Origin of the sequence: Duganella sacchari, from assembly GCF_900143065.1 — a bacterium.
In the GTDB taxonomy this organism is placed as follows: Bacteria; Pseudomonadota; Gammaproteobacteria; order Burkholderiales; family Burkholderiaceae_D; genus Rugamonas; species Rugamonas sacchari.
Map to the genome: position 1 here is coordinate 214,071 of NZ_FRCX01000006.1, position 13,469 is coordinate 227,539.

The 13,469-nt window shown below is 60.4% G+C and carries 11 protein-coding genes; 9 read left to right on the top strand and 2 right to left on the bottom strand.

The window, feature by feature from the left end:
* The first annotated feature begins 50 nt into the window (after nucleotides 1–50).
* Genes BUA36_RS14955 through BUA36_RS14970 form a run of 4 tightly spaced genes read left to right on the top strand, consistent with a single transcriptional unit; the run spans nucleotide 51 to nucleotide 4,353 of the window.
* Nucleotides 51–1,421, top strand: a complete 1,371-nt coding sequence (locus BUA36_RS14955; protein WP_072785870.1) for a glutamine synthetase family protein — start codon at nucleotides 51–53, stop codon at nucleotides 1,419–1,421.
* Between the two features lie 54 nt (nucleotides 1,422–1,475).
* Complete coding sequence (locus BUA36_RS14960; RefSeq protein ID WP_072785872.1) at nucleotides 1,476–2,603, top strand: ABC transporter ATP-binding protein; 1,128 nt, start codon at nucleotides 1,476–1,478, stop codon at nucleotides 2,601–2,603.
* A gap of 11 nt (nucleotides 2,604–2,614) precedes the next feature.
* On the top strand, nucleotides 2,615–3,520 hold the full coding sequence (locus tag BUA36_RS14965; protein ID WP_072785875.1) for an ABC transporter permease subunit: 906 nt from the start codon (nucleotides 2,615–2,617) through the stop codon (nucleotides 3,518–3,520).
* On the top strand, nucleotides 3,517–4,353 hold the full coding sequence (locus BUA36_RS14970; protein ID WP_072785876.1) for an ABC transporter permease: 837 nt from the start codon (nucleotides 3,517–3,519) through the stop codon (nucleotides 4,351–4,353). Before BUA36_RS14965 ends, BUA36_RS14970 begins: the two co-directional genes overlap by 4 nt.
* Here the strand turns inward: BUA36_RS14970 and BUA36_RS14975 are convergent.
* Both BUA36_RS14975 and pdxR read right to left on the bottom strand, forming a co-directional pair.
* Nucleotides 4,350–5,495, bottom strand: a complete 1,146-nt coding sequence (locus BUA36_RS14975; protein ID WP_072785878.1) for an MFS transporter — start codon at nucleotides 5,493–5,495, stop codon at nucleotides 4,350–4,352. The two genes, BUA36_RS14970 and BUA36_RS14975, sit on opposite strands and share 4 nt — an antisense overlap.
* Nucleotides 5,492–6,991, bottom strand: a complete 1,500-nt coding sequence (gene pdxR, locus BUA36_RS14980) for a MocR-like pyridoxine biosynthesis transcription factor PdxR (protein WP_072785880.1) — start codon at nucleotides 6,989–6,991, stop codon at nucleotides 5,492–5,494. Before pdxR ends, BUA36_RS14975 begins: the two co-directional genes overlap by 4 nt.
* Nucleotides 6,992–7,086: 95 nt before the next feature.
* Here pdxR and BUA36_RS14985 point away from each other — a divergent pair, with 95 nt between their 5' ends.
* Genes BUA36_RS14985 through glnT form a run of 5 tightly spaced genes read left to right on the top strand, consistent with a single transcriptional unit; the run spans nucleotide 7,087 to nucleotide 13,467 of the window.
* Nucleotides 7,087–7,839 carry a gamma-glutamyl-gamma-aminobutyrate hydrolase family protein gene (locus tag BUA36_RS14985; protein ID WP_072785882.1) on the top strand — a complete coding sequence of 251 codons (753 nt, stop codon included), beginning with the start codon at nucleotides 7,087–7,089 and terminating at the stop codon, nucleotides 7,837–7,839.
* A gap of 19 nt (nucleotides 7,840–7,858) precedes the next feature.
* Nucleotides 7,859–9,229 carry a glutamine synthetase family protein gene (locus BUA36_RS14990; protein WP_072785884.1) on the top strand — a complete coding sequence of 457 codons (1,371 nt, stop codon included), beginning with the start codon at nucleotides 7,859–7,861 and terminating at the stop codon, nucleotides 9,227–9,229.
* 11 nt (nucleotides 9,230–9,240) lie between these two features.
* Nucleotides 9,241–10,629 carry an aspartate aminotransferase family protein gene (locus tag BUA36_RS14995; RefSeq protein WP_084560169.1) on the top strand — a complete coding sequence of 463 codons (1,389 nt, stop codon included), beginning with the start codon at nucleotides 9,241–9,243 and terminating at the stop codon, nucleotides 10,627–10,629.
* Nucleotides 10,630–10,639: 10 nt separating this feature from the next.
* Nucleotides 10,640–12,124 (top strand): aldehyde dehydrogenase, encoded by a 1,485-nt coding sequence (locus BUA36_RS15000; protein WP_072785888.1) that lies wholly within the window; start codon nucleotides 10,640–10,642, stop codon nucleotides 12,122–12,124.
* A complete protein-coding gene (gene glnT, locus BUA36_RS15005) occupies nucleotides 12,106–13,467 on the top strand; it encodes a type III glutamate--ammonia ligase (protein ID WP_072785890.1) in 1,362 nt (453 codons plus the stop codon). The genes BUA36_RS15000 and glnT overlap by 19 nt, the downstream gene beginning before the upstream one ends.
* Nucleotides 13,468–13,469: the final 2 nt, after the last annotated feature.

The following is a 13,469-nucleotide window of genomic DNA, read 5'->3' on the forward strand; positions in this document are numbered from 1 at the left end:
ATGGTAAGCTAGGCCTGTCGATCGCTGGATCACAGAAAAAGAGCGCGCGCATGTCTATCCGTGAAAACTTCTCCGATGCTGATATGGACCAGTGGCTCAACGATAATCGAGTCACTGAAATCGAATGCCTGGTGCCTGATTTGACAGGCGTTGCACGCGGTAAGATTCTGCCGCGCGCCAAATTTACGCAGGACCGCGGCATGCGCATACCGGAAGCGGTGCTGGGCATGACCGTCACCGGCAACTACCCAACTGAAGATCCGGCCTACGACCGCGCCATCTCCAACACGGACCGCGACATGATCCTGCGCGCGGACCCCGGCAGCATTACCACCGTGCCGTGGGCCATCGACCCCACCGCGCAGGTCATCCACGATTGCTATTTCGCCGACGGCACGCTGGTGGACTTCGCGCCGCGCTCCGTGCTGCGCCGTGTGCTGAAACTGTATGCGGACAAAGGCTGGACGCCGGTGGTGGGGCCGGAGCTGGAGTTCTATCTCACCGAAAAAAACATCGACCCCGATCTGCCGCTGAAAGCACCGATAGGCCGCAGCGGCCGCTCCGAAACCACGCGCCAGGTCTACAGCATTGACGCCGTCAATGAATTCGATCCGCTGTTTGAAGATATCTACGACTACTGCGCGCTCATGAATCTCGACGTGGACACGCTGATCCACGAAACCGGCGCGGGCCAGATGGGCCTTAACTTCCAGCACGGCGATGCAATGGCGCTGGCCGACAATGTGTTCTACTTCAAGCGCACCTTGCGCGAGGCGGCACTCAAGCATCATATGTACGCCACCTTCATGGCCAAGCCGATGGCGGGAGAACCCGGATCGGCCATGCACGTGCATCAAAGCGTGAGCGATGCCACCACGGGCCGTAACATCTTCAACTTGCCGGATGGCTCACCGTCGCCACACTTCCGCCACTACATCGGCGGTCTGCAGCGCTATACGCCAGCCGCGATGGCGATACTGGCGCCGTATGTGAACTCGTATCGCCGCATCGTGCGCCATACGGCGGCGCCAATCAACATCCAGTGGGGCATGGATAACCGCACCGTGGGCTTCCGCATTCCAATCTCCGGTGTGGAGCAGCGGCGCGTGGAAAACCGCATCATCGGCGCCGACGCCAATCCCTATCTGGCGATGGCGGTGACGCTGGCATGCGGCTATCTGGGCCTGGTCGACCAGCTGGAGCCGACGCCCATGTACAACGGCAGCGCCTACGACCATTTATACGAACTGCCGCAAGGCCTGCCGCAGGCGCTCACGCTGTTGCGGCAGGAGGACCGGCTGCGTAATGTGCTGGGCGAGCGCTTTATCGACGTCTACACCGCGATCAAGGAACTGGAACACCAGGAGTTCATGACCGTCATCAGCCCGTGGGAGCGGGAACACTTATTGCTGCATGTTTGAGCGCTGCCTTTATAATCACCGGTTCGGCAAATATTATTTTACTTTTTTAATAACATGACCATAGAGCGAGCTGCTGAACCTTTCCTCCTGATCCGCAACCTGGTTAAGGAATTCGACGGCGTCCGTGCCGTCAATGACGTCTCGGTCGCGATCAACAAGGGCGAAATCTTCGCACTGCTGGGCAGCTCGGGCTGCGGCAAGTCGACGCTGTTACGCATGCTGGCGGGCTTTGAGACGCCTACCTCTGGCAGCATTACGCTGGCCGGCCAGGACATCGTCAGCGTACCGCCATACCAGCGCCCTATTAACATGATGTTCCAGTCGTATGCGCTGTTCCCGCACCTGTCGGTCTGGGACAACATCGCCTTTGGCCTGCGCCGTGACGGCCTGCCGAAGGACGAAATCGCCTCGCGCGTGGAAAAGATGCTGTCGCTGGTGCAGCTGACCGACTACGCCAAGCGCAAACCGCACCAGCTGTCGGGCGGCCAGCAGCAGCGCGTGGCGCTGGCGCGTTCGCTGGCCAAGCGTCCGCAGTTGCTGCTGCTGGACGAGCCGCTGGGCGCTCTGGATAAGAAGCTGCGCGAGCGCACGCAGATGGAACTGGTCAGCATCATCGAAGAAGTGGGCGTGACCTGCGTGATGGTGACCCACGACCAGGACGAGGCCATGAGCATGGCCACCCGCATCGCTGTGATGAGCGCTGGCCGCATTTTGCAGGTTGGTGCGCCGGACGAGATCTACGAAACGCCGAATTGCCGCTTCGTTGCCGACTTTATCGGCAGCGTCAATCTGTTCAACGGCAGCGTCGCCGTCGATGAAGCGGACCACGTCATCATCGATACGCCGGAAGGCCGGCATTACGTCACCCACGGCATTACCGGCACCATGGGTATGCCGGTATCGGTGGCGGTGCGTCCCGAGAAGATCGCGCTGCAAACCGAAGCGCCAACGCAGGAGCAGCGCGCCAAAGCGGTGGAACACGGCTATAACTGCGTGCAGGGTCTGGTCAGTGGCATCGCTTACTTCGGCAACGAGACCAGCTATCACATCACGCTGGACAGCGGCATGGTGCTCAAGGTTTCGCGCACCAATGCGGCGCGCCACGATGAATCGGCACTCAAGCGCGATCAGCGCGTGTATGCATGGTGGGACGGCGCCGATGTCGTCGTGCTGACCCGCTAAGGCAGGCCGTGATGAACTTCCTCAAGAACCTGTTCAAGAATCCGGGCCGCAGCCTGGTGATCGGCGTGCCTTTCGTGTGGCTGTCGTTTGCCTTCCTGGTCCCGTTCCTGATTGTGCTACGTATCAGCTTCACCGATCTGGATAGCAATGGTGGCAATCCTTTCGGCACGCTGATGACCGTGGCCGATGGCGTGCTGACGCTGAAAGTCAAAATCGCCAATTACCTGTTCATCGCAGAAGATGAGCTGTATGCGCTGACGTATCTGAACTCCATCAAGTTCGCGGCCATTACTGCGGCGCTGTGCCTGATCATCGGCTATCCGTTCGCCTACTTCATGGCGCGCGCCAAGCCGACGCTACGTCCGGTGCTGCTGATGATGGTGATGATGCCGTTCTGGACTTCCTTCCTGCTACGTATCTACGCGTGGAAGGGCATCCTGGCCAACAACGGTATCCTCAACAGCTTCCTGATCGATATTGGCGTCATCACCGAACCGCTGCACCTGATGAACACGCAGTTCTCGCTGGTTATCGGCATGGTGTATGCGTACCTGCCGTTCATGATCCTGCCGCTGTACGCCAACCTGGTGAAGATGGATCTACGCTTCCTGGAGGCGGCGGCCGACCTGGGCGCGACGCCGTGGCAGACTTTCTGGCGCATCACCGTGCCACTGTCGAAGTCGGGCATCATCGCCGGCACCATGCTGGTGTTCATTCCCGCCGTGGGCGAGTACGTGATTCCGGAACTGCTGGGCGGCCCTGAGACGCTGATGATCGGCCGCCAGCTGTGGGACGAATTCTTTACCAATAACGATTGGCCGCTGGCGTCTTCGGTGACGGTGGTGGTGATCCTGCTGATTCTTGTACCAATGGCGATCTTCAACAAATATCAGGCAGAGCAGGGAGGCCGTAAATGACCAACTTCCTGCAACGCTGGTTTGGGCGCGGCTGGCTGTCGCTGGGCTATCTGTTCCTGTACATACCGATTGTGGTGCTGGTGGTGTTCTCGTTTAATAGCTCGCGCCAGGACATGGTGTGGAGCGGTTTCTCGACGCAGTGGTACACGGCGCTGCTGAGCGACCAGGAAATCATCAGCGGTTTTGGCCTGTCGCTGCGCATTGCGCTGCTGACGGCTTGCGGCTCGGTGATCCTCGGTACCTTTGCCGCCTTTGTGCTGGACCGCTACCAGCGCTTCGCCGGCCGCACGCTGTTCACCGGCATGGTGAGCGCGCCGCTGGTGATGCCCGAGGTGATTATCGGCCTGTCGCTGTTGCTGATGCTGGTGTCGGTGCAGAAGATGTTCGGCTTCCCGGAGCGCGGCCTGGTCACGATCTGGCTGGGCCACACACTGCTCGGCATGGCCTATGCAACTGTGGTGGTGCAATCGCGTTTGCAGGAGATGAACAAGTCTCTGGAAGAAGCGGCGATGGATCTGGGCTGCCGTCCGTTCCAGGTGTTCTTCCTGGTGACGCTGCCGAATATCAAACAGGCGCTGGGCTCCGCCTGGCTGCTGACGTTCACGCTGTCGCTGGATGACGTGGTGCTGTCGGCTTTCCTGTCCGGCCCTGGCTCGTCGACCATGCCGATCGTGATTTTCTCGCGCGCGCGCCTGGGCCTCGATCCACGTGTGAACGCGGTGGCGGCGCTGACCATTCTGGTCGTGTCGATTGGCGTGATCGCTTCCAGCCTGTACATCGCCCGCGCCGAGCGTCTGCGCCAGAAGCAGATCGCCAACGCCGCCAAGGGTTAATCCTTGTAACCCTGGCGATATTCCCAGAAGGCGCTGGCAATGAAGATTGCGGCGCCACACCACAGAACGGCGGGCAGCGCATTGATCCCCGCCGTTTGCATGAGCACTCCCGTCACCAAAGGTCCGCCGGCGCTGGTAATGCCCCAGCTGGCGTTGACCACCGCGCTGGCCGCGACCAGCGATTGGCCGTCGAAGCGCTCGCCGCAGGCCACCAGCGACAGCATATAGATCGCGCCAGCCACGGCGCCCAGCACCAGCAGCAGCGTCCACCACAGCCATGGCGTACCCGCAGCGAAAGGCAGTATGGGCAGCAGTACGCAGACGGCGATACCGCAGCCGATGTGCACCTTGCGGCGGCCCACATGGTCGGCCAGCCAGCCGAAGGCGAATTGCAGGGCCGTGTCGCCGACCAGCACCACGGTGGCCGACAGCACCGCCAGTTCGGTCGCTATGCCGTGGCGCATGGCGTACAGCGGCAACAGGCTGAGTGCCACCGTGTCGAACATGGCGAAGAAGGCGGCGCCAATGGCGATCATCCACATGCGCGGCAGGATGCGATGCCAGGCAACCTGTGGTTCGTCTTCGTGGCCTTGCGCGCCGCCGCTAATCAGCAGCATGCCTGGCAGGGCAAGCAGGAACAGCACGCCACACGATGCAAATGGCAGCGGTACGCTGCCGCTCAGGCCCGCCACCATGGCGGGGCCGATCAGCTGGAACAGCGTGAAGGCTGTGGTGTACATCGCCACCACGCGACCGCGCGACTCCACTGGCGCCAGGTTGTTGACCCAGGCCTCGCCGATGGTGAACAGCACGCCCATGCAGGCGCCAAATATAAAACGCAATACGCCCCATGCCAGCAGGCTGTCGGTGGCTTCCATCAGCGCGGTGGACTGCGCAGCCATGATGATTGCGCCTATCATGCAGCCGCGCGGCCCATGTACTGCCACCCAGCGCGAGACGAAAGGCGCGGCGGCCAGAATGCCGAACGCGCTGATCGCCGTCATGATGCCGATGATGCCGGAGCCGATACCGCGCTGGTCCAGCGTCAGTGCGGTGAGCGGAATGGTCGCGCCCAAGCCGAGGCCGACGACGCCAATGCTGGCAACGAGTGCGCTGAAATCACGCCATGGCATATTCTTCATGCTTGCACCTCCGCTGCGATGATGGTGCCCAGCTGGCGGCCGTAGTCGGTGATCTGTTCCGGCGTACAGTAGGCGTAGCCGACCAGCAGGCCGCGCCGCACCGGAGGCTTCATGTAATACGTGGACAGCGCCTTGACGGAAATCTCCTCTGCGGCCGCACGCTGAGCCAGGGCGACGTCGTCAACCTGGTCCGGCAGTTCAATCACAAGATGCAGGCCCGATTCTTCTTTGGAGATGGTGACGCCTTGTGGCAGCCGCTGCGCCAGTAAACGGCGCAGCAGTTCACGGCGCGCGCCGTAGGTCTGGCGGATCTTGCGCACATGGGCGGTGAAGTGGCCCAGCGTGATGAAGTCCGTAAGCGTGGCCTGCACGGTCAGTTGACCGGGACGCTGCAAGTCATACAGCGCGCTGCGGAAGGCCGGAATCAAGGCCGGCGGCACCACGAGATAACCGACCTTGATGCCGGGGTAGAGCACCTTGGAGAAGGTGCCCATGTAAAGCACGCGGTCATCGTTATCCAGGCCTTGCAGCGCGGCCAGCGGCCGGCCGGTGTAGCGGAATTCGCTGTCGTAATCGTCCTCCAGTATCCACGCGTCCTTGCGCAAGGCGACATCCAGCAGCTCGCGGCGGCGTGCGAGGCTCATCACCGCTCCCGTTGGATACTGGTGCGATGGCGTGACGTAGATCAGGCGCGGCTTGGTGGCGAGGTCGGATGCATTCAGCGCCATGCCGTCGCCATCCACCGTGATCGGCCGCAGTTTCAGTTCGCGCGCCTGAAACACGCGGCGCGCACCCCAGTAGCATGGATTCTCGACCCAGGCGGTGTCGCCCGCATCGGCCAGCAGTTGCGCGCACAGGTCCAGCGATTGCTGCGTGCCGCCCGTAATCATCACCTGTTCGACTTCCACCTTGACCGAGCGTGAGATGCGCAGGTATTCAGTAATTGCCTGACGCAGTGGCAGATGACCGCCGGACTGGCCATAGTCCAGCAGGTCGTTGCGGGCTTCGCGCCAGACGCGGTTTTGCAGCCGTTGCCACAGCTTGAACGGGAACGTGGAAAAGTCAGGATCGCCCGCTGCAAAAGGCTGTATCTCGAATTGCGGGCCGGCCGCGTAGCTGGTCAATTCCTGTCCGCGCTTTGACAGCAGCGCAGCACGTGGCGCTGCGCGTGCCGACGTCCGGCCTTTGGGTTGCACCCCAGTGCCGCGCATGGACGCGCTATGTGCTTGCAAATCCGCCACATAGGTGCCACTGCCTTGTGCGCTGGTGACATAGCCTTCAGCTGCCAGTTGTTCAAACGCGGCGATGACGGTATTGCGTGCGATGCCCAGATCACGCGCGAGATCGCGGCTGGACGGCAGCTTGCTGCCCGCCCCCAGCTGCTGCTGATGGATCGCATCCTTTGCTGCCTCATAAAGACGGCGTTGCTGCGATAGGCGAGGATGGAAACTGGTTTGCGCCAGTGCGTGCGCAAGCAGGTCGGAAGTTGGGGACATCTGGAAAGTGGTTCTATCAAAGATCAAAAAGTGGTGCTAACAATAATACCAAAAAAAGCATATTATTGAGTCAAATCAAATAGATGAAAGCTCCTATGCGTAGCCCTATCGTTTTGGTTCCTGCGTGCGTCAATCGGATTGGCGCACATCCGTATCACACCGCGCAGCTTAAATATGTGGCGGCGGTGGCAGACGGCGCGCACTGCACGCCGCTGATCGTGCCCGCATTGGGCGCAAACACTGACTTTGAAGCGCTACTGGCGCTGGCCGATGGCATCATGCTGACCGGCTCTCCATCCAATGTCCATGCCAGCTTATATGGCGAGGACGTACTTGATCCTTCGCTGCCGCAAGATGCGGCCCGCGATGCCACAACACTGCCGCTGATACGCGCTGCCATCAAGCGCGGTATTCCGATGCTGGCGATTTGCCGCGGCTTTCAGGAAGTGAATGTGGCCCTGGGCGGTTCGCTGCACCAGGCGGTGCATGCAGTGCCTGGCATGGCCGATCACCGTGAGCACAAGGAGCATACACTGGACCAGCAATACGCACCATCGCACCGCGTGCTGCTGGATCCTGGCGGGCGCATGACGCAGTTACTGGGCGGAGCCGCCGAGATCATGGTCAATTCGCTGCACGGGCAAGGCATCCACCGGCTGGCGCCTGGCCTCGTGGCCGAAGCACATGCTGATGATGGCCTGGTCGAAGCCTACCGTGTGGCGGACGCCAAAGGATTTTCGCTCGCGGTACAGTGGCATCCAGAGTGGCGCTTTTCCGAGAACCCGGACTCCGTCAAATTATTCAGAGCCTTTGGCGACGCCTGCCGCGCCTACAAGGCCACCCGATAAAAACTAATGAGAGAAGCAAATGGCAATTCGAGAAAATTTTACTTACACCGATATGGACCTGTGGCTGAACGAGAAGCACGTCACGGAAATTGAATGCCTGGTGCCCGACCTGACTGGCGTGGCACGCGGGAAGATCCTCCCTCGCGGTAAATTTACACAGGAGCGCGGCATGCGTATTCCTGAGGCGGTGCTGGGCATGACCGTGACCGGTAACTATCCAACGGAAGATGCGGGCTACGACCGCGCCATCTCCAGTACCGACCGCGACATGATTCTGAAGGCCGATCCGACCACCATCACGATGGTGCCATGGGCCACCGATCCGACCGCACAGGTGATCCATGACTGCTACTTTGCAGACGGTCGCCTGGTCGACTTTGCGCCGCGCTCCGTGCTGCGCCGCGTGCTCAAACTGTATGCGGACAAAGGCTGGAAGCCAGTCGTGGCGCCGGAACTGGAGTTCTACCTGACCGCCAAGAACAGCGATCCTGACCTGCCTCTGAAACCGCCTATTGGCCGTAGCGGCCGTGCTGAAACCAGCCGCCAGGTCTACAGCATCGACGCGGTGAATGAATTCGATCCGCTGTTTGAAGACATCTACGACTATTGCGACCTGATGAATCTGGACGTCGATACGCTGATTCACGAAATTGGCGCAGGCCAGATGGAGATTAACTTCCTGCACGGCGAGCCGCTGGGCCTTGCGGACAAGGTGTTCTTCTTCAAGCGCACCTTGCGCGAAGCAGCGCTCAAGCACGATATGTACGCGACCTTCATGGCCAAGCCGATGGCTGGCGAGCCGGGATCGGCGATGCACGTCCACCAGAGTGTGGTGGACAGCAAGACCGGCAAGAACATCTTCAGCGCAGATGATGGCTCGGCCTCGCCGCTGTTCAAGCACTACATCGGCGGTTTGCAGCGCTACATGCCGTCGGCGATGGCGATTGTGGCGCCATATGTAAATTCCTATCGCCGCATCGTGCGCCACACGGCGGCGCCGATCAATATTCAGTGGGGCATGGATAACCGTACGGTGGGCTTCCGTGTGCCGGAGTCCGGCGTGCAGGATCGCCGCGTGGAGAACCGTATTATCGGCGCGGATGCCAATCCGTATCTGGCACTCGCGGTCACGCTGGCCTGTGGCTACCTTGGCATGATCGATCAGATTGATCCTACGCCGATGACCACTGATAGCGCCTATGACCTGAAGATCGAGCTGCCGCAAGGCTTGCCGGAAGCGCTGCAGTCGCTGCGCGCAGAAGACCGCCTGCGCACGGTGTTGGGCGAGCGGTTTATTGACGTCTACGCCGCCATCAAGGATCTGGAACATCAGGAATTCATGACCGTCATCAGTCCGTGGGAGCGCGAGCACCTGCTGCTGCACGTTTAAGGAGCCAGTCTATGACTAACTACGATACCAGCGCTATCCAGAAGCTCGATACGGCGCACTACATCCATCCCTTCACCGATCACAAGGCCTTGGGCGAGAAGGGCGCGCGCGTGATGGTGCGCGGCGAAGGCATTTATCTGTGGGATTCGAACGGCAAGAAAATCATCGACGGCATGTCGGGGCTGTGGTGTGTGAATGTGGGCTATGGCCGCACCAGCATTTCGCAGGCGGTGTACAAGCAGATGGAGACACTGCCGTTTTATAACAGCTTCTTCAACACCACCAACCTGCCGGCGGTGGAACTGGCAGCCAAGCTGGCGCAGATTTCGCCACCGCAGTTCAATCATGTGTATTTTACCGGTTCCGGCTCGGAAGCCAACGACACCAACGTGCGCATGGTGCGCCGTTATTGGGATGTGCTGGGCCACAAGGAGCGCCACACCATCATCAGCCGCCACAACGCTTATCACGGCAGTACCATGGCCGGTGCTTCGCTGGGTGGCATGTCAGGCATGCATGAACAGGGCGGCTTGCCGATACCGGGTATCGTGCATATTGAACAGCCTAACTATCTGGAGTCGGGCAAAGGCATGACGGAGGAAGCTTTCGGCATCGAGGCTGCTTCCTGGCTGGAGAAGAAGATACTGGAGGTAGGGCCGGAGAAGGTGGCGGCGTTTATCGGCGAGCCGATTCAAGGCGCGGGCGGCGTGATTATTCCACCGTCGACTTACTGGCCTGAGATACAGCGTATCTGCGACAAGTACGGCATCCTGCTGATTGCGGACGAAGTGATTTGCGGCTTTGGCCGTGTGGGCCGCTGGTTCGCGTCCGAGCTGTTTGGCATCAAGCCGGACCTGATTACGTTCGCCAAGGGCGTCACCTCCGGTTATGTGCCGCTGGGCGGCGTGCTGGTTGGCGACCGCGTGGCCAAGGTGCTCATCGAGCAGGGCGGCGAGTTCAATCACGGCTTCACGTATTCCGGCCACCCGGTGGCTTGCGCTGCGGCGCTGGAAAATATCCGCATCATTGAAGATGAAAAACTGATCGACCGCGTAGCCAACGACACCGGACCCTATCTGAAGAAGCGCTTTGTGGAGCTGGCAGACCATCCGCTGGTAGGTTACGCGAACAGCTGCGGCTTTGTGGCCGGCTTGAACCTGGTGCGTAGCAAAGGCGCGACGGTACACGACAACGTGGCCTTCGATGAATCGCAGGCGGTCGGCATGATCTGCCGTGGCTACATGTTCGGCAATGGCATGATCATGCGCGCCGTCGGCGACCGCATGATTATCGCGCCACCACTGGTGCTGACCACGGCGCAGATCGACGAAATGCTGGCGCTGATACGCCATTGCCTTGATCTGACTTACGCGGATCTGAAAGAGCGCGGCTGGGTATAAGGAGAATACGATGACGATTAACTGGCATGACAAGGCTGCCGCAGTCCAGGCAGATGGCCGCGCTTTCATCAACGGCGAACGTGTGTGGGCAAAGTCCGGACAGCAGTTCGAGAATCTGTCGCCTATCGATGGCCGCAAGCTGGGCATGGTGGCACGCTGCGATGGCACTGACGTGGATGCGGCTGTCGCAGCGGCGCGCGCGGCGTTTGAAGACCGCCGCTGGGCGGGCAAGTCGCCTGCGCAGCGCAAACGTGTGCTGATCAAGTTTGCGGACCTGATGCAGAAGTACGGCCAGGAGCTGGCGCTGCTCGAGACGCTGGACATGGGGAAACCCATCAAGTACAGCCAGACGGTGGATGTTGGCGGCGCTGCCAACTGCATCCGCTGGTATGGCGAGGCGATTGACAAGATCTACGACGAGATCGCACCGACGCCCGCCAACAGTCTGGCGCTGATTACGCGCGAACCAGTCGGCGTGGTGGCAGCCATCGTACCGTGGAACTACCCCATGCTGATGGCGTCGTGGAAGATCGCACCTGCGCTTGCAGCGGGCAATAGCGTGATACTCAAGCCTTCGGAGAAATCTCCGTTGACGGCATTGCGCCTGGCGGAGATTGCACTGGAGGCAGGCATTCCGCCCGGTGTGTTCAATGTGCTGCCGGGTTACGGTGCGGAGGCTGGATCGGCGCTGGCGCTGCATATGGATGTGGACTGTATCGGCTTTACCGGTTCCACGCGTGTGGGCAAGCAGATCATGCAGATGGCGGGGCAGTCGAATCTCAAGCGGGCCTGGACGGAGCTGGGCGGCAAATCGGCCAACATCGTTTGCGCGGATTGTCCGGATCTCGACGCTGCGGTGGAATCGGCCATCGGTTCGATCTTCTTTAATCAGGGCGAGAGCTGCAATGCGCCTTCACGCCTGTTTGTGGAGGCTTCCATCAAAGAGCGCTTCATGGAGAAGGCGCTTGCCATGGTGCCAGCCTTTGAACCGGGTGATCCGCTAGACGAGAACACGATCATGGGTGCGATCGTAGATGCCACGCAGCTCAAGACGGTGTTGGGCTATATTGAATCCGGCCATGCGGATGGCGCCAAGCTGCTCGCAGGCGGCAAGCAGGCGCGTACCGGGACGGGCGGCTTCTACATCGAACCGACGTTGTTCGATCAGGTGGACAGCAGCATGACTATCGCGCGTGAAGAAATCTTCGGACCGGTGCTGTCGGTGTTGAGTTTCAGCGATGTGCGTGAGGCGGTACGGCAGGCGAATGCCACCAGCTACGGTCTGCATGCTGCCGTGTGGACGTCGGATATGAGCAAGGCGATACAGACAGCGCGTGCGCTGCGTGCAGGGACGGTGCACGTCAACCAGTATGACAGTGACGATATTACCGTGCCTTTTGGCGGCTACAAGCAATCTGGCAATGGCCGCGACAAGTCGCTGCACGCCTTTGACAAGTACACAGAATTGAAGACTACATGGATACAAATAGGATAGCGGAACTGCAAGCGGAGCTGGCGGCGCAAGGCGTGCGTTACGTCTTTGCGCAATTTACGGATATTCACGGCGCGGCGAAAGGCAAGCTGGTGCCACTGGTGCAGCTGGGCGATATCGCCATGCCGGGGGCTGGATTTTCGGGGCCATCGATCTGGGGAACCGGCTTGCCGCGCAATGGTCCGCGCTCGGAATACTATGGACGCGCGGACCTGACCACCTTGCAGTCCATGCCGTGGCTACCCGGTTATGCACGTGTGGTGCTGGATGGTCATGTGGCGGGCGAACAGTTTGATGCTTGCCCGCGTCAAGTCCTGCGCAAACAGGTAGCGCGATTGGCAGCCCGTGGCTGGACGCTGAATGCTGGCCTGGAACCAGAGTTCTTCCTGCTGCAAAAAAGTGCAGGTGGCTACGACGCCGAAGCTGGTGACGCGCTGGAGAAGCCATCCTACGATACCAGGAGCTTGCTGCGTCAACGCACCTTCCTCGACAAGCTCACGACCTCCCTGAATGAGTGTGGCCTTGGCGTCTATCAGATTGACCATGAAGACGCGACGGGCCAGTTTGAAGTCAATTATCACTACGCCGATGCACTACGCGCGGCGGACAACTTCATGCTGTTCAAGATGGCCGCGCATCACATTGCGGAAGAAGAGGGCATGCTGTTTTCCATGATGCCCAAGCCATTTGCCGAGCGCCCCGGCAGCGGGCTGCATTTCCATTTGTCGCTCGCTGACGCGAATGGCAGGCAGATATTCGCTCACGGTGCGGCGGATGGTGCGGAGCTGCAGGGCCGTGATCTGGGATTCTCGCCGCTGGGCTATCAGTTCCTCGCAGGTCTGCTGCATCATGCGCCCGCGCTGACGGCGCTGTGTGCACCCACCGTCAATTCATACAAGCGCCTGATGTGCGGGCAGTCGTTGTCCGGCACAAGCTGGGCGCCGGCGTTCATCGGCTATGGCGACAATAATCGCACGGTAGTGGCGCGCACCGTGCATCAGCGCATCGAGTGGCGCCTGCCTGACAGTTCCGCCAATCCTTACCTCGCGCTTGCAGGTGTGATTGCGGCCGGACTGGATGGCATAGACCGTCAACTTGATCCTGGTGATCCGGTTAATCATGACGTCTACGAGATGAACGATGCGCAGCGTGCCGGGTTGGGTTTGCAACTGCTGCCGCAAAACCTGGGCGCGGCAGCTGCGGCGCTAAAGGCGGACAGCGTGTTGACCGAGGCGCTTGGCGCGAATATTGTCAATGAATTCACCGCGCTGAAAAGCGCTGAATGGATAGAGTACAGTCAGCACGTCAGCGCCTGGGAAACCGGGCGCTATCTAAACCGCTTCTGAGG